General features: G+C 72.4%; 20 protein-coding genes and 2 tRNA genes. 18 read left to right on the top strand and 4 right to left on the bottom strand.

The genetic code is table 11. The features are described 5' to 3' along the window. The first annotated feature begins 99 nt into the window (after positions 1-99). The 4 genes from ACFYP3_RS14860 (at position 100) to ACFYP3_RS14845 (ending at position 2,580) form a co-directional block, all read left to right on the top strand. Positions 100-651, top strand: a complete 552-nt coding sequence (locus ACFYP3_RS14860) for a DUF3566 domain-containing protein (RefSeq protein WP_388831790.1) — start codon at positions 100-102, stop codon at positions 649-651. 118 nt (positions 652-769) lie between these two features. Then, positions 770-843 (top strand) — tRNA-Ile (locus ACFYP3_RS14855). 154 nt (positions 844-997) lie between these two features. Further along, on the top strand, positions 998-1,132 hold the full coding sequence (locus tag ACFYP3_RS14850) for a DLW-39 family protein (protein ID WP_208809277.1): 135 nt from the start codon (positions 998-1,000) through the stop codon (positions 1,130-1,132). Positions 1,133-1,254: 122 nt separating this feature from the next. Next, positions 1,255-2,580 (top strand): hypothetical protein, encoded by a 1,326-nt coding sequence (locus ACFYP3_RS14845; RefSeq protein ID WP_388831788.1) that lies wholly within the window; start codon positions 1,255-1,257, stop codon positions 2,578-2,580. On the opposite strand, the gene ACFYP3_RS14840 is transcribed toward ACFYP3_RS14845, so the two are convergent. Both ACFYP3_RS14840 and ACFYP3_RS14835 read right to left on the bottom strand, forming a co-directional pair. After that, on the bottom strand, positions 2,567-3,844 hold the full coding sequence (locus ACFYP3_RS14840) for a protein kinase (RefSeq protein WP_388831615.1): 1,278 nt from the start codon (positions 3,842-3,844) through the stop codon (positions 2,567-2,569). The genes ACFYP3_RS14845 and ACFYP3_RS14840 overlap by 14 nt on opposite strands. A gap of 42 nt (positions 3,845-3,886) precedes the next feature. Next, a complete protein-coding gene (locus ACFYP3_RS14835; RefSeq protein ID WP_030707692.1) occupies positions 3,887-4,435 on the bottom strand; it encodes a transcriptional regulator in 549 nt (182 codons plus the stop codon). Positions 4,436-4,596: 161 nt separating this feature from the next. On the opposite strand from ACFYP3_RS14835, the gene ACFYP3_RS14830 reads away from it, so the two are divergent. The 11 genes from ACFYP3_RS14830 (at position 4,597) to ACFYP3_RS14780 (ending at position 15,186) form a co-directional block, all read left to right on the top strand. Next, positions 4,597-4,669 (top strand) — tRNA-Ala (locus ACFYP3_RS14830). A gap of 216 nt (positions 4,670-4,885) precedes the next feature. Beyond that, a complete protein-coding gene (locus ACFYP3_RS14825; protein ID WP_388831613.1) occupies positions 4,886-5,440 on the top strand; it encodes a methylated-DNA--[protein]-cysteine S-methyltransferase in 555 nt (184 codons plus the stop codon). Positions 5,441-5,514: 74 nt separating this feature from the next. After that, entirely contained in the window at positions 5,515-6,306 is a 792-nt protein-coding gene (locus ACFYP3_RS14820) for a 2OG-Fe(II) oxygenase (protein WP_388831611.1), read from the top strand. A 258-nt stretch (positions 6,307-6,564) separates the two neighbouring features. Then, positions 6,565-7,650 (top strand): 50S ribosomal protein L11 methyltransferase, encoded by a 1,086-nt coding sequence (locus ACFYP3_RS14815; protein ID WP_388831609.1) that lies wholly within the window; start codon positions 6,565-6,567, stop codon positions 7,648-7,650. Positions 7,651-7,713: 63 nt separating this feature from the next. Further along, the gene (locus ACFYP3_RS14810; RefSeq protein ID WP_388831607.1) at positions 7,714-9,132 is read left to right on the top strand and encodes an iron-containing redox enzyme family protein; all 1,419 of its coding nucleotides are present in this window, start codon (positions 7,714-7,716) and stop codon (positions 9,130-9,132) included. Then, the gene (locus ACFYP3_RS14805) at positions 9,120-9,497 is read left to right on the top strand and encodes a Rieske 2Fe-2S domain-containing protein (protein ID WP_388831605.1); all 378 of its coding nucleotides are present in this window, start codon (positions 9,120-9,122) and stop codon (positions 9,495-9,497) included. Before ACFYP3_RS14810 ends, ACFYP3_RS14805 begins: the two co-directional genes overlap by 13 nt. A 144-nt stretch (positions 9,498-9,641) precedes the next feature. Continuing rightward, a complete protein-coding gene (locus tag ACFYP3_RS14800) occupies positions 9,642-10,892 on the top strand; it encodes an acetyl-CoA carboxylase biotin carboxylase subunit family protein (RefSeq protein WP_388831603.1) in 1,251 nt (416 codons plus the stop codon). Beyond that, positions 10,889-12,220, top strand: coding sequence for an MFS transporter (locus tag ACFYP3_RS14795; protein WP_388831601.1), 1,332 nt, complete (start codon positions 10,889-10,891; stop codon positions 12,218-12,220). The genes ACFYP3_RS14800 and ACFYP3_RS14795 overlap by 4 nt, the downstream gene beginning before the upstream one ends. Before the next feature lie 41 nt (positions 12,221-12,261). Continuing rightward, positions 12,262-13,236 carry an alpha/beta hydrolase gene (locus ACFYP3_RS14790; protein ID WP_388831599.1) on the top strand — a complete coding sequence of 325 codons (975 nt, stop codon included), beginning with the start codon at positions 12,262-12,264 and terminating at the stop codon, positions 13,234-13,236. Further along, positions 13,223-14,500: an ATP-grasp domain-containing protein gene (locus ACFYP3_RS14785; protein WP_388831597.1), complete on the top strand. Its 1,278-nt coding sequence runs from the start codon at positions 13,223-13,225 to the stop codon at positions 14,498-14,500. Before ACFYP3_RS14790 ends, ACFYP3_RS14785 begins: the two co-directional genes overlap by 14 nt. A 23-nt stretch (positions 14,501-14,523) precedes the next feature. Beyond that, the gene (locus ACFYP3_RS14780; RefSeq protein ID WP_388831595.1) at positions 14,524-15,186 is read left to right on the top strand and encodes a LysE family translocator; all 663 of its coding nucleotides are present in this window, start codon (positions 14,524-14,526) and stop codon (positions 15,184-15,186) included. Between the two features lie 19 nt (positions 15,187-15,205). Here the strand turns inward: ACFYP3_RS14780 and ACFYP3_RS14775 are convergent, their stop codons facing one another. Next, positions 15,206-17,416, bottom strand: a complete 2,211-nt coding sequence (locus tag ACFYP3_RS14775) for a BTAD domain-containing putative transcriptional regulator (RefSeq protein ID WP_388831593.1) — start codon at positions 17,414-17,416, stop codon at positions 15,206-15,208. Between the two features lie 420 nt (positions 17,417-17,836). On the opposite strand from ACFYP3_RS14775, the gene ACFYP3_RS14770 reads away from it, so the two are divergent. After that, the gene (locus ACFYP3_RS14770) at positions 17,837-18,466 is read left to right on the top strand and encodes an RNA polymerase sigma factor (RefSeq protein ID WP_388831591.1); all 630 of its coding nucleotides are present in this window, start codon (positions 17,837-17,839) and stop codon (positions 18,464-18,466) included. Beyond that, positions 18,463-19,239 carry an MGMT family protein gene (locus ACFYP3_RS14765; RefSeq protein ID WP_388831589.1) on the top strand — a complete coding sequence of 259 codons (777 nt, stop codon included), beginning with the start codon at positions 18,463-18,465 and terminating at the stop codon, positions 19,237-19,239. The genes ACFYP3_RS14770 and ACFYP3_RS14765 overlap by 4 nt, the downstream gene beginning before the upstream one ends. A 96-nt stretch (positions 19,240-19,335) precedes the next feature. On the opposite strand, the gene ddaH is transcribed toward ACFYP3_RS14765, so the two are convergent. Further along, positions 19,336-20,202 carry a dimethylargininase gene (gene ddaH / locus ACFYP3_RS14760; protein WP_388831587.1) on the bottom strand — a complete coding sequence of 289 codons (867 nt, stop codon included), beginning with the start codon at positions 20,200-20,202 and terminating at the stop codon, positions 19,336-19,338. A 335-nt stretch (positions 20,203-20,537) separates the two neighbouring features. Between ddaH and ACFYP3_RS14755 the strand changes: the two genes are divergently transcribed. Continuing rightward, positions 20,538-21,851, top strand: a complete 1,314-nt coding sequence (locus ACFYP3_RS14755; protein ID WP_388831585.1) for a SidA/IucD/PvdA family monooxygenase — start codon at positions 20,538-20,540, stop codon at positions 21,849-21,851. Positions 21,852-21,897: the final 46 nt, after the last annotated feature.

Below are 21,897 nucleotides of genomic sequence, written 5' to 3'. Positions count from 1 at the left end.
ACGGGCGCCGGACCGGCCAGGACTGGGGAGAACGGTGCCCGTGGCCCCGCCGCGGACTCCCAGGGTGGCGACGCCACCGCCGAGGGCAGGGGGATCGCCGTGACGGACACCCGAGGGCCGCAGCCGACGGCCGGCGCGGAAGCCGGCCAGGACCGGCCCGCACCGCCGCCGTACCAGCCGCCGCAGGCGTACGCGGCGCCCTCGGGCCCGGGCGCGCCCCGGGCGAACGGGGGAGCCGCCGCGCAGCGCAAGCCGCGTACGGGGGTCCGTACGGCGCCCAGGACGCGCAAGGCACGGCTGCGGGTGGCCAAGGCCGACCCGTGGTCGGTGATGAAGGTCAGCTTCCTGCTGTCGATCGCGCTGGGCATCTGCACGATCGTGGCGGCGGCGGTGCTGTGGATGGTCATGGACGCGATGGGCGTCTTCTCGACCGTCGGCGGCACCATCAGCGAGGCGACCGGCTCGAACGAGAGCAACGGCTTCGACCTCCAGTCGTTCCTGTCGCTCCCGCGCGTGCTGACCTTCACGTCGGTGATCGCGGTGATCGACGTGGTGCTGGCGACGGCACTGGCCACGCTGGGCGCGTTCGTCTACAACCTGTCGGCGGGCTTCGTCGGCGGTGTGGAGCTGACCCTCGCCGAGGACGAGTAGGGCCTTCGCCGAAGCGCCTGCGAGGGGTCGGATGACCTGCGCAGACGCCCCGTCGGAACGGATTTTGGCCTGACCGGGTCTGTGCGCTAATCTTCAGGAGTCAGCGCGCAGCGCGGATGGGGCTATAGCTCAGTTGGTTAGAGCGCATCCCTGATAAGGATGAGGCCACAGGTTCAAATCCTGTTAGCCCCACAGTGTCGAAGACCCCCAGGCCAAGGCCTGGGGGTCTTTGTCGTAAGGCCAGTTGGCGGGTCAGCGCCACTCGAAGGGCGCCGATCGGATATCGGTCGGTGTGTATTGTTGGCTGCCAGAAGTCCCCTACGTCAACGAAAGACGAGGTCGCGCGGTGAAGAAGCTGCTCCTGGTCGCACTGGCCGCCATCGGCGGGCTCCTCGTGTACCGCCAGATCCAGGCGGACCGCGCCGAGCAGGACCTGTGGACGGAGGCAACCGACTCCGTGCCTTCTGGTTCCGGTGTGTGAGACCCAAGGTTGATCCCATGAAGCCCCGGCTGCCGCTGCCGCCGGGGCTTTGTGCTGTTCTGTGACGAAAACTTGCGTTATGCAAAGATTTGGCTTGCGCTAGCAAACTCGGGGTGGGCGTGATGGGTCGGGTGCGGACGACGGTGCGGCTGGGGGCCGTGGTGGGGGCGGCGGCCCTGGGCCTCGCGGCCGCGCTGCCGGCGGCCGCCCGCACGGAGGGGACGCAGCCGCAGCCGGTCCCGACGTACCGGGCCGCGGACGGCGCCAAGCCGATCGAGGGCAAGCCCTCCAGCGCGGACGCCCCGCAGATCGAACCCGGCGGCGTCTACGAGGACACCCTCGGCCCCGGGGAGCGCGTGTACCGGCTCGTCCTGGAGAAGGACGACGCGAACGTCTACGTCTCCGCCGTGGTCCGGCCCCCGGCGGGCGCGAAGGTCTCCGGCGGCGACGGCATCGACGTGGAGATCATGACCACCGCCGGGAGCTCCTGCCGGGACAGCGTCGGCCGGGCCACCTTCGGCTACGACCCCTACCCCATCAGCGCGGCCGGCGTCCGGTGGGGCGGGGAGGACGAGGAGTGCGCGCCCGCCGGCGTGTACTACGCCAAGATCACCCGTACGTCGGCCAAGGGCTACGACCAGGGTCCCTGGCCGCTGGAGATCAAGATGCAGCGGGAACCGGGGCGCGGCCCGGGCGCTCCCACCACCGCGCCCGGCAGTTGGCCCTCCGGGGCCCCCGCCCTGCCCGGCACGGAGGCGGTGGGCCGCATCGGGGGCACCGGCTTCAACGACGCGCGCGCCCTGCGCGCGGGCGTGTGGCGCGACGAGATGCGGCCCGGCCAGACCCGCTACTACCGGGTCCCGCTGGACTGGGGACAGCAGCTGGGGGTCGGCGCCGAACTCGCCGCCGCCCGGATGACCAAGACGTACGGCTCCGCCTCGGGCGGGCTCACCGTCGCGCTCTACACCCCGTACCGGGGCCTGGTCTCCGACAAGGACGTCTCCTACGACGGCAAGCAGGCCGGGATCACCCTGGGGAAGACCCCTCCCGTCGCCTACGAGAACCGGTTCGCCAGTGACCGGACCGTGCGGTCCGTGGCCGTCGCGGGCTGGTACTACGTGGCCGTGACGATGGGCTCGAAGGTCGCCGACTTCACCGAGGACGCGGTGCCCGTGCCGCTGACCCTGCGGCTGGAGGTCGGCGGCACCCCGGCCAAGGCGCCCGCGTACCAGGGGAGTCCGGCCGCGGGCGGCTTCGGCGTGGGCGAGGCGGACCGGACCGCCGCCGAGAAGGGGCTGACCGCCCCGGAGGCCGCGGCGGCCGCCGACGAGCGGTCCGTGATGCGGGTCGTCGCCGGGACCGGCTTCGCCGCCGGGACCGCGCTGCTGCTCGTACTCGGCGGCTGGACGCTGCTCGGGCGGCGGGGGCGCGGTCCTACAACCGGGTGAGGGCCCAGACGCCGACGGCGAAGCAGAGCAGCGCCGCGGCGAGGAGCGAGGCCACGGCCCCGGCCGGAGGCGGGGCGACGCCGCCGGCCGTCCGGACGGGCGGGGCGGTGGAGGCGGCCGCCGTCGCCACGTCGGCGGGTGAGGGTGGCGGCAGGTGGAAGCTGCCCGTCTCCGACGGCCCGTACGCGGGCACCTGGGCCGGGACGGCCGGATACGGGGCCGTGGGCGAGGTCGGGGCGGCCGCGGCCGCGGGCACGGTGGACGCCGTCGACGCCATCGCGCGCGGATCGGTACGGGTGCGCTCCGCGGCCGACCGCACGGAGGCGGACGCGCCGAGCGGCACCACGCCGGCGGTGGGCGCCTGCGGGGTCACCGCCGCCGTGGCCGACGGTCCCTGCGGGCCGAAACCGGGCGGGAGCGGGCCGAGTTGGTCGAACACCTCCACCGGATCCTCGTCCGGCGCGGGCGGCGGCAGGAGTTCCACGGCCTCGGCAAGGGCCTTGCGCGCCCCCGTGGCCGTACGGAACCGGCTCTGGGGGTCCGGCTGGAGGAGACCGGCGAGGACGTCCCACAGCGGGGCGGGGACGCCCTCCGGGGCGCCCGGGGTGCCGTGGGCCAGGAAGTGCTCCACGAGGCCCTGGGAGTCGGGTTTGGAACCCTTGAGGAGGTACAGGGCGACCAGCCCGACGGCGAAGAGGTCGGCGGGGAAGTCGGGCTCGGCGCCCAGCAGTTGCTCGGGGGCGAAATAGCCTGGGGTGCCGACCACGTAGTCGGTCTCGGTCAGCCGGGGCTCGCCCTTGCGCATGGAGATGCCGAAGTCGGACAGCCGCAGGTGCGGCCGCCCGGTTCCGGTGGCCTCCATCAGGATGTTGGCCGGTTTGATGTCGCGGTGGACCACGCCTTCCGCGTGCACCGCGGCCAGCCCCGACAGGAGCTGGTCGAGCAGCAGGCACACGAAGCGGGGCGGCAGCGGGCCGTAGTCCCCGATCACGTGGCCGAGGGAGCCGCCGCCGACCAGGTCCATGGTGAAGAGGACCTTGTCGTCGTCGGCCGCCCAGCTGGCGGGAGCGAGCACGTGCGGGTGGTCGATCCGCAGGGCCTGTTCCCGCACGAAGCGCAGGAGGGTGTGGGCGTCGCTCTGCAGGAGGACCTTCGCGGCGACGTAGCGGCGACGGCGGTGGTCCCAGGCCCGCCACACGGCACCCGCGCCCCCGCGCCCGATCGGATCGATCAGCTCGTACCGACCGGCGAAGACCTCACCCATCGCTGCGCCCGTCCCCCGTCACCGTCGTCCGCCCTCGTGCCGTCAGTTCTGGTGGGCCTCGTAGTGGGCGACCGCGTCGGCGGTGCGGCCCGCGCCGTACACCCGGAGGAACTCTGCCAGTTCCGGGTGGCTGGGGGCGAGGGTGTTCGCCGCGTCGATGATGTCGCCGGCCGCGGAGACCGAGCGCAGCAGCGACTGGATCTCGCGGACGACCCGCTTGACCGTGGGTGCGCCGGAGCTGATGGTGGTCTGGCCGCTGTTGCTCAGGACGGATCCTCCCTGGGTCTTCTTGATCTCGTCCATCCTGTCGGTGGCCTCCCCGGCGCTGACGCTCCCGTCGGCCACCTGGCCGGCGAGATCCTGGAGGGCCTGGACGCGCTGCACCACGGCCGGGTTCCCGATCTTGGCGCGCTGGCCGCTCATCAGCTGGGACAGCATGGGCGCCGACAGGCCGAGCACGGCAGCGAGGCGGGCCTGGTTCAAGCCGAGGTCATCTATGAGCCGGCGAAAGAGCGCTCCCAGCGGCTCCCCGTACCAACTGCGCTGAAGCTCTCTGGCTCTGGCCGTGGCCTCTTGCTGTACTGCGTCCACTCTTACTACTCCCCTTCGCTGGTGCGAACCTCGCGAGCATCTTACGGAGAGTGGTCGCACGACGGGAGTCCCTATCATTTTGCGAGATGAGGGGGTACACCCGGTACTCTGTTCTGCGGAACGACCCCCTTCTCGCGTGGGACGGGTGCGTCCAGTTCCACGGGGCCTTAGCTCAGTTGGTAGAGCGCTGCCTTTGCAAGGCAGATGTCAGGAGTTCGAATCTCCTAGGCTCCACATCATCAAGGGTCCCCTGACCTGCGGAAACGCAGGTCAGGGGGCCTTTTTGCGTGCCCCGCGCGAGCGCTGTGGACGGGGTCGGCGGGGGTGGTGTGCGGCGTTCCGCAACTGTTCGCACGGAGGCGGTGTTTCTACCGTCGGCCGCCTCGTGGGTTTCCCGAGCGGGACGCGAGCGGGCCGTACGAGGATCACGACGAACGAAGGAGTCGCGCCATGCCGACCACCAGCCCTGCCACCGGTCCGGCCACGGTGGCGTTCCATGCCACGCGCGTGGGGTCGCTCGTGCTGGCGGCCACGGACGACGCGCTCCTCCTGTGCGCTTACGGCACGGCGCAGACCGCGGCGGAGCGGTTGGGCCGGGCCGGGCTGGCGCCGGTGGAGCCGGGGGAGGCGGGGGCGCCGGGGCTCAAGGTGCTGGACGAGGCCCGGGCGCAGATCGACGACTACCTGAGCGGCGGGCGCCGCGAATTCACCGTTCCGGTGGACCTGCGACTGGCCACGCCGTTCAGCCGGCGCACCAATCTGCTGCTCCCCGAGTTCGTCCCGTACGGACGGACCGCGACCTACGGGCAGCTGGCCGAGGCGCTCGAGCGGCCTCGGGCCGCCCGTGCCGTGGGCACCGCCCTGGGCACGAATCCGCTGTGCGTGGTGCTGCCCTGCCACCGGATCATCGGCTCCACGGGGAGCCTCAGCGGGTACGCGGGAGGGCCGGAGGCCAAGCGCGACCTGCTCGCGCTGGAGGAGGCCGGCGCACCGCCGGCGCACTGACCCGCCGCCGCCCGTCCCCGCCCTCCGCGCAGTTCCCGCACTCCCCGCCCCTCCCGCTACGGAAAGCAGAGCACGTGAGCGTCTACGAGCCCCCGCAGCTTCCGGGCTTCGACCTGCCCGGCCCGGACTTCGCCCCGTACCCGCCGGAAGGCGCCCGGGTGACGGACGGCGCTGCGGCCCCGGAGAACCTCGACTGGCGGGCGCTGGCCGCCGAACTGGACGAGGAGGGAGTGGCGTTGACCCCGCCGCTGCTGACGGCCGGGCAGTGCGCGGACCTCCGCGAGCTCTTCGACGATCCCACCGCGTTCCGCAGCACCGTGACGATGGCGCGGCACCGCTTCGGGAAGGGCCTCTACCGCTACTTCTCGCCCCCGCTGCCCGAGCTCGTCCAGAACCTGCGGGAGCAGCTGTACCCGCCGCTCGCCCGGATCGCCAACGACTGGGCGCGGCGCCTGGGGCAGCCGGCGTTCGCCCCCGAGTTCGACGGACTGATCGCGGCGTGCGCGGCCGCCGGGCAGCACCGCCCGACGCCGCTGCTGCTCCGGTACGAGCGCGGCGGCTACAACTGCCTGCACCAGGACGTCTACGGCGACCTGACCTTCCCGCTCCAGGTGGCGATCATGCTCGACCGCCCGGACGAGGACTTCACCGGCGGCGAGAGCGTCTTCGTCGAGCAGCGCCCGCGCGCCCAGTCCCGCCCGCTCGTCAGGCGGCCCCGACAGGGCCAGGGGATGATCTTCACGGTCAGCCACCGCCCGGTGCGCTCGGTGCGCGGCTGGAGCCGGGTGACCCTGAGGCACGGGGTGAGCTCCGTGACCAGCGGGCAGCGCCACGTGCTGGGCGTGATCTTCCACGACGCCCGGTAGAGGCGGAATCGGGGGAATCAACCGGCGCGGGGACCCGGTTTCTGCCGCCTGCTTCCAGTGAAGCGGCAGCACCGGCACGTTCGCAGGTCAACCCCTGCCTCCCGGGAGCCAATGCCTGGCGAAACCGCCGGTACGGCTGGAGGATCGCTGGAGTTTCGCACCACCCGCCTTCCGTACGGTCGACCTTGCGACGGCGCGGGGATCTTGCGGGCCGCTCGTGCACCACGGTCGACCGGCGGTTCAACGGGAGGAGCGAACATGCGGCAGGTCCAGGGCGCGGAGGGCGCGACGACGAGGCCGGAGCCCGGACCGGACGGTCCGGGGGCGTCGGCCACCAGCTCGCAGCACCGCCTGATCACGGCCTCGCTGCAGACGCTGGCGCAGCAGATGAACGAGATCGCCGAGGAGGCGTCGGCGCTGCTCACGACGCCGACGGGCGGTGCGGCCACCGACTCCGAGGTCTTCGGACGGATCGCCCGCAGAACCGTGCCCCGCTGGCACTTCGCGATGCTGAACGACACCGAGCGCAACGAGGCCCTCGTCGGCGCCCTGGAGCGGGGCATACCGGCCGGGGCGACCGTCCTGGACATCGGCTCGGGGAGCGGACTGCTGGCCATGGCCGCGGCGCGGGCCGGCGCGGGGCGTGTGATCACCTGCGAGATGAACCCGATGCTCGCGGAAGTCGCCCGTCAGGTGGTCGACGCCCACGGGTTCGGCGAGGTCATCACGGTGATCGGGAAGCCGTCCCACCTGCTGGAGATCGGCCCCGACCTCGACGGTCCGGTGGACGTGCTGATCTCGGAGATCGTCGACTGCGCCCTCATCGGCGAGGGCCTGCTGCCGTCGATCCGGCACGCGCGCCGGCACCTGCTGAAACCCGACGGGATCATGCTGCCGTCCGCGGGCCGGCTCTACGGCCGGCTCGTCAGCAGCGAGGACATCCTGCGGCTCAACCAGGTGACGACGGCCGAGGGCTTCGACGTCTCCCTCATGAACGTGCTCGCCACCCGTGGTCACCTCCCGGTGCGGCTCGACACCTGGCCCCACCGGTTCCTGTCCGACGCCGCCGAGGTGCTGGCGTTCGACCTGGCGCAGGACGCCCTGGAACCGGGCGAGCGGCCGGTCGACCTCGACGTGCGTGCCGACGGGGAGGCGCACGCCCTGGTCGTCTGGTTCGAACTGGACATGGGGCACGGCACCACGCTGTGCAACTCCCCGGGGAACACCCGCTCGCACTGGATGCAGGGGTGGGTCCCCCTGGAGAAGCCGGTGCCGGTGAAGACGGGCGAGACGGTCCCCCTGCGCCTGCGCTGGAGCGACTTCTCCCTCAGCGCGCACATCTGACCCACCGGCCCGCCCACCAGGCACACGGCCGTACGTCTTGCGATCCGGACCAAGGAGCACGCGATGAGTCACGCACCCGAGCACATCCCGTTCGAGCTCAGCGGCGCCGCCCTGCGCGACGCCATCGTGCAGTACGCCACGAACCCGATCTTCCTCGACAACACGGACTGGCAGAACCACGACAACCCGTACCGGCGTCAGCTGCGGCCGCAGGTGCTCCCGCACCTCGACTTCGACAAGGTGCCGGGCCGGGAGAACGTCCTCGACTACACGAGCCTGGCCGTGCAGCGCCTGCTCACCTCCATATACGAGGCCGACCTCGTGTTCTTCCCCAAGTCCGGGCTGGAGGGCAAGGAGGAGGACTTCCGGGCGTTCTACAGCCCGGCCAACCGCGCGCTCGGCGAGCGGGTCCGCCCCGCCCTGGAGCGGTACGCCTTCGGCTTCCTCGACGACGAGGTCGAGACCTCGGGGAAGTGGACCAAGGCCGACCTCGACAGCTACCTGGACTCCCTCGACATGGGCGGCGGCGAGGAGCGGACGCCGGTGGAGCAGGCCATCACCGGGTCCGCGGACCCCGAACGCGCGGCGCGCATGTGGCTGGTGCAGTTCGCCGCCGACTTCCTCTCCGAGGCGTCGCCGATGATCCGCAACGTGCTCGGCCACTACGGTCCCGTCCAGTCCGAGTGGTTCAAGGTCGTCATCGACGAGTACGGCTACGGCGTGCACGACACCAAGCACAGCACCCTGTTCGAGCAGACGCTGGAGTCCGTCGGCCTCCGGGCCGACCTCCACCGGTACTGGCAGTACTACCTCAACAGCAGCCTGCTGATGAACAATTACTTCCACTACCTCGGCAAGAACCACGAGCTGTTCTTCCGCTACGTGGGCGCCCTGTTCTACACGGAGAGCTCGCTGGTCGACTTCTGCCGGCGCGCCGACCGGCTGCTGCACGAGGTCTTCGGCGACTCCGTCGACACCACGTACTTCACCGAGCACGTCCACATCGACCAGCACCACGGCCGCATGGCGCGCGAGAAGATCATCGCGCCGCTGATCGAGGCCCACGGAGAGGGGATCATCCCCGAGATCGTCCGGGGCATCGAGGAGTACCGCGTCCTCCTGGAGGTCGCCGACCATGACTTCTGCGAGCAGATCGCCTGGATGGACGACCAGCCGGAGCTCAAGAAGCTGCACGGTCCCGTCTACGAGGCCATCCGGGAGGGCCGGGTGGAGGCGCCGGTGGCGCACCTGGTCGAGCCGTTCAACGAGCTGTCCAACACCCACTGCCACGAGGGCGACGAGCTCTGCCACATCGTCTCGGGCACCATGCGCTTCGAGAGCGGGCTGGGCTCCTCGCTGACCCTGGAGGCCGGCGAGGGCGTCGTCATCCGGCGCAACCGGCTGCACGGAGCCGACATCCTGTCCGAGGAGTGCGTCTACGAGATCCACTCGGTGGGGGACTACCGCACATGCCTGTCGTGACCTTCTCCGTCGCCGGACGGAACAACTGCGTGGTCGTCGCGGGCACTTCGTACGTGTACGCGACGGTCGACGGCCGGGGCTTCGTGATGAACGCCGAGTGCCCGCACCGCGGCGGCCCGCTGCACCTGGCCGACGTGACGCCGGACGCCTCCCGGCTCGTCTGCCCCTGGCACGAGCGCAAGACGTCCGCCGCGCGGCTGCGCGCCGAGATCCCCGCGGTACGGGCCGGCAGCCGGGTCACCGCGGTCTTCCCCGACCGCCGGCCGGCCGGGCGGCCGGCGGTATCCGGCCGGCCGTGCGGTGTCACAAGCCGGGAGTACCGGCCGCTGTCGCCCGAACTGGCCCGCCCCGGCGCGGCGCGCTGACCCCTTCCGGCCAAGCCCCCGGGCGGCTGCAACGCGGCGGGCCGGGCCGGTGTTCTACAGGTGATGGCGGGGTGCGGTGCGGGGCCGTGAGGGGCCGCGCACCCCACCCGCCGGACGCATGACGACGAACGAGGAGAGTGGACCATGGCGTGGGACGGGCAGAAGCCCCTTCTGCTGTTGATCGGGAGCAGTGGCCGGCGCAGCAGGGAGTTCATCCTGCGGACGGTGAGCCGGCGCTACGCGTTATGGCTGCTCCAGCCCGCACCGGTGGGCTGGGAGGACCCCTACGTGGTGGGGAGCACGGTCGTCGACAACACCGACCCCGACGCCCTGGTCGAGGCGGCCCGGCAGGTGGCCGCCGCGCACGAGGTGGCCGGGGTGTTCTGCTACGACGAGGGACTGGTCACGCCCGCCGCCCACGTGGCGCAGGCGCTCGGCCTGCCGGGCAACTCCCCCGAGGCGGTGACCGCCTGCCGTGACAAGAACGCCACCCGGATCGCGCTGGACGCGGCCCGGGTCCCGCAGCCGGCCTCGATCGGCGTCCGTTCGCTGGGTGAGGCGCGCGCCGCGGCGGAGAAGATCGGTTTCCCCGTCGTGGTGAAGCCGCGCGGCCTCGCCGGCGGGATGGGCGTGCGCAGGGCGGACGGGCCCGAGGACATGGAAAGCGCCTACCGGGCCGCCTCCGGAGCCTCCTACCCCGGAGTGCCCGTCTTCGACGTGTCGGTCCTGGTGGAGGAGTACGCCGACGGCCCGGAGATCAGCGTCGACGCGGTCTTCTTCGACGGCGCGTGCGTGCCGCTCGTCGTGGCCCGCAAGCAGGTCGGCCTGGCGCCCTTCTTCGAGGAGACGGGCCACGAGGTCGACGGGGCCGACCCGCTGCTGACCGACCCCGAGCTGCTGGAGGCGCTGCGCGCCGCGCACGCCGCGCTGGGCTTCCACACGGGAGTCAGCCACACCGAGTTCCGCATCACCGCCGGCGGTCTGCGCCTGATGGAGGTCAACGCCCGCCTCGGCGGCGACATGATCCCCTACCTCGGGGAGCTGGCCACCGGGGTCGACGTCGCGATGGCGGCGGCCGACACCGCCGCGGGCCGGACGCCGGACACCGCGGCGCGGCACCGCAAGGCCGCCGCGATCGCGTTCCTCTACCCCGACGAGGACGTCGAGATCGACTCGGTGACCGTCCACGAGGACCGCTTCGGTCCCGACGTGCACAGCGCGGAGGCCATGGTCGATCCCGGTGCCGTGCTGCGCCTGCCGCCGCGCGGCTACATCTCCCGCTACGCCCGGGTGATCGCGCTGTCCGACTCCGTCGAGCGGGCGCGCGCGGCGCTGCTGCGCGCCCCGGAGATCGTGGAGGTCGCCTCCCGGCCGGTGGAGGTGCCGGCTCCGTGAGCGCCACCGGACAAGGCTCCCCGGAGGGGCAGAAGGCCGGCCGGCCTTCCGTCACCGAGACGCTGAGGGGGATCCCCGGCCCGATCTGGCTGGTCCTGGTCGGCATGCTGATCAACCGGCTGGGCACCTTCCTCCAGATCTACCTGGTGCTCTACCTCACCGACAAGGGCTTCAGCACCTCCGCGGCCGCCTTCGCGCTCGGCGCGTACGGAGTGGGATCGGTCGTCGGCGTCCTGGTCGGCGGTTCGGTCTCGGACCGGATCGGCTACGCGCGGACCATCGTCGGTTCCATGGCCTTCGCCAGCCTGCTCACCCTCAGCCTGGTCTACCTGGACACCCTGCCCCTGGTGATCGCGGTGGCCGCGGTGATCGGCGTGGTCGCCCAGGCCTACCGGCCCGCCTCCTCGGCGCTGCTGGTGGAGGCCACCCCCGAGGAACACCACGTGATGGTGTTCGCCGTCTACCGGATGGCGTTCAACCTCGGCACCACCGCGGGTCCGCTGATCGGCGCCCTGCTCATCACCTACTCGTACAACCTGATGTTCTACGCCGAGGCGGGGGCGCAGGCGGCCTTCGCGGTGCTGGCGCTGGTCCTGGTCCGCACCGGGACGACCGCCGCCTCCGCCGGGCCGAAGCCGCAGGAGGGCAGCCGCTCGTACGCGGCCGTGCTGCGGGACAAGCGCTACCTGCTGTTCCTGCTGGCGCTGTTCCTCAACGCCGTCGTCTACATCCAGCACACCTCCGCCCTGCCGCTCCAGCTCAAGGCGGACGGTCACGGCCCGACCTTCTACTCGGTCCTGCTGTCGATGAACGCGGCCATGGTGATCTGCCTGGAGCTGCTGTTCACCAAGTACGTGCAGCACCTCCCGGCCCGGTTCGCGGTCGCCCTGGGCATCGGCCTGGTCGGCGTCGGCATGAACCTGTACGTGGCCGGCCCCGGCATGGCCGTCTTCGTCGTCGCGACCGTGGTGTGGACGATCGGCGAGATCGTCGGCACCCCGACCGCCTCCGCCTGGCCCGGCAAGGTGGCCCCCGCACACCTGCGCGGCCGGTACATCGCCGCCTGCGCCTTCCCCATGCAGATCGGCTACGCCGTCGGGCCGGTGATCGGCATCGCCGCCTGGCAGGCCTCGGCGGCCTCCGTGTGGTGGCTGTGCGGCGGCCTGACCGCGGTGGCGGTCGTCGCCACCCTCTTCGGGATGGCCGAACCCCCGGCCGCCGAGGAGGAACGGGCCGCCGGGCCCGGTCCGGCCGACGCCCGTCCCGCCGAGCCGACCGCCGCGGCCTCCGGCGGCCCGGCCGCCCCGGCCACCGCTGAAACCTCCTGAGCACCTCCCCGCCCCGCATCCGGAAGTGAGCGAAGCTGCCCATGGCCTACGCAGACGGCATCGAGAAGTTCGTGGAGACCGTCGACGGCGCCCTGCCACCCGACTTCTACACCTACCCCGTCGAACGACAGCGCGCCCTGTACGACGCGTTGACCGAGGTACTGCCCATCCCGGTGCCCGAGGGGGTCGGCCACCGTGACGCGACCGTCACCCACGCGGGCCGCACCGCCCGGATCCGTATCTACGAACCGGCCCGGCGCACGGGCGACGCCCCGCTGTTCTACATACGCGGCGGCGGCTTCGTCATCGGCTCGCTCCACAGCCACCACAGCCTGGTCGCCGAACTCGCCGACCGCACCGGCCTGGTGGCGGTCGCCCTGGACTTCGACATGGCCCCGGAGAACCCGTACCCCGGTCCGCTGGAGGACTGTTACGCCGGCCTGTGCGCCACCCTGGCCGACCTGCCCGCCCTCGGGCTCGACGGCGTCGACCCCGACGCCGCGGTGCTCTGCGGGGAGAGCTCGGGGGCCAACATGGCCGTGGTCCTCTCGATGATGGCGCGCGACCGGGGCGGCCCCCGGTTGCGCGGCCAGGCCGTGATCAGCCCGGTGCTGGACTTCACCCGGTGGCGGCACGGAGGCGAGGACGCCCCCCTGCTCTCCGGCGGCGAGATGGAGTTCTACACCGCCTGTTACTGCCCCGAGCCCGAACAGGCGGAGGACCCGTACGTGTCGCCGCTGCTGACCGGGGACTTCCACGACCTGCCCCCCGCCTACGTGGTGGGCTGCGAGATGGACTCGCTGCGCGTCGACGCCGAGAAGTGCACCGAGCGGCTGCGGCAGAACGGGACGCCGGTGACCTACGTCATGGAGCCGGGCATGGTGCACGCTCCGGTGCGCGCCCGCCGCATCAGCGAACCGGCCGGGGAGTTCTTCGCACGCTACTGCGACGCCGTGGCCGCTCTGGCCGCGCCGGCCGGTCAGGACGCAGAGGCGGTCGGCCGTGACGGACGCTGACCGGGGAACGGGCGCACCGCGGGACGACGGGCCCTGCGTGATCGTCGACCCCTACTCCTCGGGGGCCCTCTTCGCCGAGCCGCTGACCGGGCACGGCGTCCCGGTGGTGGCGGTGGTCACGGGCCCCCGCCCGCCGGAGGCCTACGCCTCCTCGTGGCGGCCGCAGGACTTCGCCGAGATCCTCGTGTACGAGGGAGACCTGGAGCCGCTCGTCCAGCGGTTGCGGGAGCTGGATCCGCGGGCCGTGCTGGCCGGCTGCGAGTCCGGGGTGGAACTGGCCGAGCGCCTCGCCCCGCGGGTGGTGCCCGCGCGCAGCAACGTGCCCGAACTGGCCGCGGCCCGTCGGGACAAGAGCAGCATGGCGGCCGCCGTCGCGGCGGCCGGCCTGCCGGTCATCCCGCAGATCTGCACCGACGACGCCGGGCAGGTGGCGGCCTGGCTGGAACGCGAGGGCCTGGCCGGGGCGGACCTGGTGGTCAAACCGCCCAAGAGCGCCAGCACCGACGGCGTGATCAAACTGGCGGGCGGCACCGACTGGCGGGCGGTCTTCGAACGCCAGCTCGGCCGGACCAACCAGTTCGGCGAGACGGACGACCGGCTCATCGTCCAGAAGTTCGTCACCGGCACCGAGTACGTGATCGACACCTTCAGCCACGACGGGAAGCACGCCGTGGTCGACGTGTGTGCCTACCGCAAGGTCGACAACGGCCCGCACATGGCGGTCTACGACACCATGCGGTGGCTCCCCCCGCAGGACCCGGCCATCCCGGGCCTCACGGAGTACGTCTTCGGCGTCCTGGACGCGGTGGGCCTGCGTTTCGGTTCGGCCCACGTCGAGGTGATGGGCACCGCCGAGGGGCCGCTCCTCATCGAACTGGGTGCCCGCCCGCACGGCGGCGGCCAGCCGCGCTTCAACCGCAACGCCACTTCCGACAGCCAGATCGACCGCACCGTGCGCTGGCTGACCGGGGGTGAACTCCCGCAGGGCTACGAGCTGCTGCTGCACCAGATGTGCGTCTTCCACATCGCGCCCCGCACCGGGACCGTCTCCGGCACGGCGGCCCTGGACGTCATCCACGACCTGCCCAGTCACCACTTCTCGGTGCAGAGCCTGAACGACGGCGACCACGTCCGCGCCACCCGGGACCTGGTCGACAGCCTCAACTTCGGGTTCGTGATCCTCGCGCACCCCGACGAGGAGCAGATCCGGCGCGACTACGAGGCGGTCCGAGCCGCGGAGCGCCTCCTGTCCATCGAGGAGTAGAGATCAACACCGCCGCGTTCCTGGTGAGTTCCCTGATCGTGATCATGATGCCGGGCCCCGACCTCGTCCTGATCACGGGTCTGGTGCTGAACGGGTCCCTGAGGGTGGCCACCGCGGCGGCCCTCGGCATGATCACCGCGGGGGCCGTCCAGGCCGGCCTCGGTGCGGCCGGGCTGGCCGCGTTGCTCGCCGCCAGCCCGCAGCTGTTCGCGGCCTTCCGGTGGGCCGGCGCGCTCGTCCTGCTCGGCTGGGCGGTGCTCGCCCTGCGGCGGTTCTCCCGCCCGGCCGGCTCCGAGGGCGCGGCGGCCGGGGCGGTAGCGGAGGTCGCGGCGGTACCGGAGGTCGCGGCGGTTCCGGCCGGGGCCGCCCCGGTCACGGCGGCCGGCCCCTCCGAACGGCAGGCCTTCGTGCAGGGCCTGCTGTGCACCGGGTCCAACCCCAAGGTGGGCATCTTCCTGATGGCGTTCCTGCCGCAGTTCGTGCCCGTCGGCATGACCCCCGAGGCGGGCGTGCCCCTGCTGGCCGCTTGCTACCTGGCCCTGGGCCTGATCTGGCTCCTCACCTGGATGAGACTGGTCCACCGGCTCGCCCGGCACCTGCGGTCCCCGCGGACGCTGCGCATCGCCGACGGGCTCACCGCCGTCGTGTTCGGCGTGTTCGCCGTCCGGCTGGCACTCGGCGGGTGACGCGGTCGCCGCCCGCGCCTCACACCGCCTGCAACCGCTCCGTGTCCTCCCGCAGCGCCAGCCTGCGCGCGTAGCGCAGGAGCGGCGCGGGGACCGAGAAGCGGCCGGGCCCGCACTCGCGGAGCAGGCTGGCACCGACCAGGCGCCGCAGGACGTGCGTCGCCTCCGGCGGAGTCGTCTGCGCCAGGTCCGCCATGGTGTACGCGTTGACGAGCCGTCCCCCGGTTCGCGCGAGCAGCCGGAAACAGCGGCGCACGGGTTCCGGCATGGACCGGTAGGACGGTTCGAACGCCGCGTGGGCCGCGGCGAACAGGTCGTCGCTCGCCACCGGCAGGTCCGTGAACGCCCCGGCCTCCTGCAACTCGACGCAGAGCTGGGCGAGAGCGCTCCCGGGATACTCCGCGACCCGGGCCGCGAGCAGCCGGACCGCCAGCGGGAGCCCGCCGCAGTGCCGGACCAGTGCCCGCGCGGCCAGCGGCTCGGCCTCCACGCGGCCGCCGCGCACCAGCTGCCCCAGCAGCGCGAGCGCCTCGTCCCGGTCGAGCACGTCGAGGGCGATCCGGGGCACACCGTCGCGGGCCACCAGCCCCGGCAGGGTGTTGCGGCTCGTGACCAGGACCGCGCACCGCGCCGTCCCCGGCACGAGCGGCCGGATCTGGCTCTCCTCGCGGGCGTTGTCCAGCACGATCAGCATCCGCCGGTCCGACAGCAGGGTGCGGTACAGGTTCGCGGCCTCGTCGAGGGTGTCGGGGATCTCCGTGTCCCGTACGCCCAGCGCCCGCAGGAACGAGGCGAGCACCTTCCCCGGGTCCAGGGCGCGCCGGTCGCCGTACCCGTGCAGGTCGCCGTACAACTGCCCGTCCGGGAAGCGCTCTCTCACCCGGTGCGCCCAGCGCACGGCGAGTGCCGTCTTGCCCACGCCGGGAAATCCCGTGACCAGCGCCGCCGGGACCTGTCCGTCCCGTTCGCAGGTGGGCAGGAGCAGCCGGTCCAGCTGTTCCAGCTCGGCGCCGCGGCCGACGAACCCGGTGCTCGCGGCCGGAATCTGGGACGGCCGGGGCCGGGGCGGCGCGGTGGGCGGCGGCGCGGTGGGCAGCCGCCGTACGGGCGCCGTCGCGCCGGCGGGCGTCCGTTCCGCCACCGGTCCCGTCCTCGGCCAGGGCAGTTCCTGGTGCAGGATCCGCAGGTGGGCGCGGCGCAGTTCGTCGCCCGGCTGGACGCCCAGCTCCTGGTCGAGCCCGGCCGTCACCGCGGCGAAGACCCGCAGCGCCTCCTGCTGTTCCCCGCAGCTCGCCAGCGCGAGCATCAGCGCGGCCTGGAGACCCTCGTGCAGCGGCTCCTCCTCGGCGGCGCCGCGCAGCGCCTGCACCACCTGGCCGGGCCGGTGCAGTTGCAGGGCGAGGTCGGCGTACAGCAGCAGGCTCTCCACCCGCTGCCGGGCGGCCGCCGTGGCGGCGGGATGGTGCGGCAGCAGCGGTTCGCCCGCCAGCAGGGGGCCGCGCCAGCACCGGTAGGCACGGCCGGCCAGATCGTGGGCGGCCGCCGTGTCCCCGGCCCGGTGCGCCTGCCGCGCCCGCAGCGAAAGGTCCTGGAAACGGGTCAGGTCGACCTGGTCGCGGTCCAGGGCCAGGGCGTACCCGGTGTGCGTACGCGTCAGGAACGACTCGGCGGGCAACCCGGCGACGGAGTCGGAGGGCAGCAGCAGCCGGCGTGCCTGGCTGACGTAGGTGTGGACCAGGCTCTGGTACGAGCGTGGCGGGTCGTCGGGCCACAGTGCGTGGGTGATCTCCCCCAGGCCGGCCGGCTCCGGGTGCTGGAGCGCCAGCAGGGCCAGTAAGCGCCGTACCTTCGTCGCCTGTACGGGTGTCTCGGCGCCCCGGTACCGGACGGAGAGCGGCCCGAGGATGCCGATGTGGAGGCGCTCGTCACCGGGGCGCCGGTCACCGGATCGCCCGCCGGCGGGGCGTACGGCGCCGTGCGCGGGCGGTGAGAGCTGCCGGGCCGCGTCCGCGTCGAGGCCCAGCGCGTCGGCCAGCAGTTGCACGGTCCGGGTCTGCGGGCGGCGCACCCGGCCCTGCTCGATGTCGCGCAGCGTCCGCACGCTCACTCCGGCGCGTTCCGCCAGTTCGTGCTGGGGCAGGCCGGCCCGCCCGCGGAACGAGCGCAGCCGTTCACCGAACGACCAGCCGCACTCCTCCGTGGATCTCGCCCCGAATACGCGGTTCTCCAACGTTCCCCCTGGTGGCTGAGGTGCAGCGCGGTGGTCCCTGTCCAACGGCTGCGAGCGGAAGGTGCGCGGCGACGGAACGCGCGGGGCGCAATCCGTCGGGATCTTCTGGGATCTTCGGAAATCGGGTCACCGTGGGTGCCGGACGGCGCGCCGCGACAGGAAAGAGCGGGAGGGGACGGCGCCCGGAAAAAGATTTTCCCAATACCCCCTGCACAATGGTTGACATCGTGCCCCCCGAAATCCCGCAGGACCATGAACAATTCGAACCGTGGGGGCGCGGCTCAGCGCCCACGATCCGACCGTAGCTCCAAAACCTTGAGCACCACGGATGGCTTCTGGCCAAGAACACCGCTGTTTTGGCCATAAGCGGAAATTGTTCTGTGCCGGCGTGCGCCCGGTGCAACGGTCTCGCGCGGTCCGGTGTTCACCACGACGATGGACGAGATGCCGCTCCCGCTGACGGAACTGCTCGCGACCGACCTGGACGACGGGTTCACCGAACTCGTCCGCACCCAGGCGGGCGCCGTGCGCTCCGTTCTGCTGCGCCTCTCGGGCTCCGCGCGGGAAGCCGACGACCTGGGGCAGGAGACCTTCCTGCGGGCCTATTCGGCCCTGCGCGCGTACCCCGTCGAGCGCCTCCGGCAGCTCCAGCCGCGGGCCTGGCTGCTCACGATCGCGGCGAACGTGTGGCGCAACCACCTCCGTACCCTGAGCCGGCGGCCCGGCGTGGCCGACGGAGTCGAGGCGGCGTGTGCCGAGACCCTGGACGCCGCTCCGGGGCCGGAGCAGCGCGCGCTCGACGGGGCACGGCGGGCCCGGCTGGTGGCCGCGCTGTCGGGTCTGCCGGACCACCACCGGCTGCCGGTGGTCCTGCGGTACATCGGCGAGCTGAGTTACCAGGAAATGGCCGCGGTCCTGGACTGCCCGGTCGGAACGGTGAAGGCGCAGGTGTCGCGGGGTCTGGCCACTCTGCGCGCCGAGCCCGCCCTGGCCGTCGACCGCACGTGGTACGGGCCGGCCCGAGAGGAACGGAAGGAGGCGGCGGGATGAGACTGCCGGACGAGTTGGGCACCCTGCGCCAGGTGGCGCCCGCGGGGTTCGCGCTCCGTGTGCTGGAGCGCGCCGGTGTTCCGGCACACCGCTACGACAGCTACGTACGCGCCGACTCCCCGGTCGGCACCCTCTACGTCGCCCACGGGCGGGGAGCGGTGACGGGTGCCGCCGCCACGGACTGGTACGCCGACGAGGCGGAGTTCGAGGAGGCCTACCGGGCCCGTACCCGGCGGTCGGTGCTCTCGGCGGCCAAGCCCCCGCCGGGTCTGGCGCGGGCCCTGCGCGGGCGCGACCGCACCCTGCGCTACGACTTCGGGCCGCTGCCCGGGGAGCAGCGCGCGGTCCTCCAGGCCACCCGGCTCATCCCGTTCGGGCAGCTGCGCCCGACGGCCTGGCTGGCCCGCGAGGCCGGACTGCCCGGCCTCGCCCCCGCGGAGGTGATGGCGGCGGTCCGGGCCAATCCCGTCCCCGTGCTCGTCCCGGCGCACCGGGTGTGCCGGGACGACGGGCTGCCGGCGGACTGCGGGCTGCCGGCCGGGTTCGAGCGGGGACTGAGGGAATGGGAGGGCGTGGACGCCGAGCGGGTGGAGCGGTTCGTGCGCCTCGGTGCCCGTTTCCTGGGCAGCGGGACCACGCGGATCTTCTGCTACCCGACGTGTGCGCACGCGCGGCGGATCACCGCCCGGCACGAGGTGCCGTTCACCTCGGCCGACGAGGCTGCCGCCGCCGGGTTCAGGGGGTGCCGCAGCTGCCGGCCGGCCACCGTGTGACGGGCGGCCCGGCCGTCCGGCCCGGCCGCCTCCCGGCCCGTCCCGCCTTCCGTGCCGCCGCGGCGGTACGGAAGGCTCGGGCCGTCACCTTCCCGCTCAGCGGTCGCGGAGTTCCAGCGTGCAGCACTTGACGCTGCCGCCGGCCTTGAGCAGCTCGGAGAGCTCGACCCCGATCGGCTCGAAGCCCCGCGCGCGCAGCTTGGCGTGCAGGCCGGTGGCCGCGGCGGGCAGCAGCACGTGGCGGCCGTCGGAGAAGGCGTTGAGTCCGAACACGGCGGCGTCCTCGGCGTCGGCCAGGATCGCGCTCGGGAACATGGCGCGCAGCACCGCCTGGCTGCCCTGGGAGAAGGCGGCCGGGTAGTACATGACCTCGTCGTCCGACAGCACGGACAGCGCCGTGTCCAGGTGGTAGAACTCCGGGTTCACCAGCGTCAGCGAGGTGACCGGGAGGCCGAAGAACTCCTGGGCCTCCGCGTGTGAGCGCGGGTCGGTGCGGAATCCGGTGCCGGCCAGCAGGCGTCGCCCGACGGTGAGGATGTCGCCCTCGCCCTCGTTGACGTACTCGGGCCACAGGGTGTCCGTGTAGCCGCGGCCTTCCAGCCATCTCAGGTACGCGGGCCCCTCGGCGGTGCGCTCCGCGTGGCGGAAGCGGGCCCCGAAGACCTTGCCGTCGACCACGGTCGCGCCGTTGGCCGCGAACACCATGTCGGGCAGGCCCTCGATGGGGTCTATCTCCTCGACCACGTGGCCGAGTTCGAGGTAGAGCTCGCGCAGCCCCTCCCACTGCTTGACCGCGAGGGCGTTGTCCGTGGCGTGCTGCGGGTTCATCCACGGGTTGATCGAGTACGTGACGTCGTAGTGCCGGGGCCGGCACATCAGCAGACGGCGGCGGGTGGCGACCCGGGTGGGGCTTTCGGAACGGTAGAGAGCGCCGGCGGGGGTGATGGGCTCGGTGAGCGGCACGAGGGCTCCTGATCATGGGGTGGAGAGGGAAGCCCGGCCGCCCGCGGGATGTGCGGGCCGGCCGGAAACGCGAACGCGACTGATCACTGCGGCCCATGGAAAAGGCGCTCCGCATTGACCGGAAGTAGTCGGGAACACCGGTCAATCAACCCTCTGACCAGGGCCTGCGCAGAGTTGATTGTCCGTGTCCGACTTCGCTTCCGGGCAATCGGGCGCTCCCGTGGAATGTGGACATCACCCGGTTTCGGGAGGCAACGCAAGGACGGGAAAGAGATCCCGAACCGTCCTGACCGACCGTACAAACCTGTCCACCTGTTCCATCTGGAGGTACTTCCATGGCGCATCGCAACGTCGAACTGCTCGCAGTCGGTGCAGGACCGGCGAACCTCGCGCTGGCGGTCGCCGTCGAGGAGCTCGCCCCCGAGCTGGCCGGCGACACCCTGCTGATCGAGCGCGAGCAGGACATCGTGTGGCAGCGCGGCATGCTGCTGCCCGACGCGCTCAGCCAGGTCTCCTTCCTCAAGGACCTGGTCACCATGCGCAATCCGTGCAGCCGCTTCTCCTTCGTCAACTTCCTCCACTCGCAGGAACGGCTCGACGCCTTCGTCAACCTGGCCAGCTTCGTTCCGTACCGCAGTGAGATATCCGAGTACCTGCAGTGGGTGGCCGACGAACTCGCCACCGTGCAGGTCGAATACGGCCGCGAGTGCACCTCCGTCGAGGCCGTGAACGGCGAGGACGGCGAGCTCTCCGGCTGGGTGGTCACCCTCGCCAACGGCGACACCATCGGCTGCCGCTACCTCGTCATCGGCGCCGGCCGCGACGCCCACGTCCCCGCGGTGTTCGACGGCCTGCCGGCCGAGCGCGTCATCCACAGCACGCAGTACACGCAGCGCATCGCCGAGGTGCGCGCGGACCTGCCGCACCGGGTCGCGGTCATCGGCGGGGCGCAGAGCGCGGCCGAGCTGTTCGGCGCCGCACTGCGGGACCTGCCCGAGTGCAGGCCCACCATGATCATGCGCTCCATCGGGCTGAACGGCTACGAGAGCAGCAAGTTCACCAACGAGCTGTACTACACGTCCTTCATCGACGAGTTCTACGAGTCCTCGCCCGAGGCCCGCCAGCAGCTGCTCGCCGAGATGTACCGCTCCAACTACGGCGGTCTGTCCCCGGCCACCCTCGACGGCCTCTACCGGCAGTTCTACCAGGACCGCCGCAGCGGCCAGGAGCGCCTGGCGCTCCACCCCATGACCGACGTGACCGGCGCGCGGATGGACGGCGAGGAGATCGTCCTGACCCTCGTCGACCGCAAGTCGGGTGCCGAGCGGGAGATGCGCACCGACCTCGTGCTCCTGGGCACCGGCTTCGTCCGCGAGATGCCGTGGGCGGTCAAGGCCCTCGCGCAGTCGATCGGTCTCGAAGAGATCAACGTGAGCCGGAAGTACCGGCTCGACCTGGGCCGCCCGGCGACCGCCGCCTGCTACCTGCAGGGCGTCAACGAGGCCACCCACGGCATCGCCGACTCGCTGCTCAGCGTGCTCGCCGGCCGTTCCGCCGAGATCACCGAGGACATCCTCGCGCACCGCCGGACGAGATCGCTGGAGATCCCGGCCCAGGAGCGCGAGCTGGCACTCGCCGGCGCGGTCTGAGCACCGCGCGCCCCTCACGAGCCGTACCCGCCTGACGAGGAGAGAA

It is taken from the genome of Streptomyces sp. NPDC005533, assembly GCF_042871845.1.
Taxonomy (GTDB): Bacteria; Actinomycetota; Actinomycetes; order Streptomycetales; family Streptomycetaceae; genus Streptomyces.
This window is presented reverse-complemented; position numbering and strand designations above follow the sequence as displayed.

Coding starts and splice junctions, on each gene's coding strand:
- ACFYP3_RS14825 (WP_388831613.1), top strand. CDS start 4,886: ATGCCGACCACCAGCCCTGCCACCGGTCCGGCCACGGTGGCGTTCCAT.
- ACFYP3_RS14815 (WP_388831609.1), top strand. CDS start 6,565: ATGCGGCAGGTCCAGGGCGCGGAGGGCGCGACGACGAGGCCGGAGCCC.
- ACFYP3_RS14810 (WP_388831607.1), top strand. CDS start 7,714: ATGAGTCACGCACCCGAGCACATCCCGTTCGAGCTCAGCGGCGCCGCC.
- ACFYP3_RS14840 (WP_388831615.1), bottom strand. CDS start 3,844: ATGGGTGAGGTCTTCGCCGGTCGGTACGAGCTGATCGATCCGATCGGG.
- ACFYP3_RS14755 (WP_388831585.1), top strand. CDS start 20,538: ATGGCGCATCGCAACGTCGAACTGCTCGCAGTCGGTGCAGGACCGGCG.
- ACFYP3_RS14790 (WP_388831599.1), top strand. CDS start 12,262: ATGGCCTACGCAGACGGCATCGAGAAGTTCGTGGAGACCGTCGACGGC.
- ACFYP3_RS14765 (WP_388831589.1), top strand. CDS start 18,463: ATGAGACTGCCGGACGAGTTGGGCACCCTGCGCCAGGTGGCGCCCGCG.
- ACFYP3_RS14800 (WP_388831603.1), top strand. CDS start 9,642: ATGGCGTGGGACGGGCAGAAGCCCCTTCTGCTGTTGATCGGGAGCAGT.
- ACFYP3_RS14805 (WP_388831605.1), top strand. CDS start 9,120: ATGCCTGTCGTGACCTTCTCCGTCGCCGGACGGAACAACTGCGTGGTC.
- ACFYP3_RS14845 (WP_388831788.1), top strand. CDS start 1,255: ATGGGTCGGGTGCGGACGACGGTGCGGCTGGGGGCCGTGGTGGGGGCG.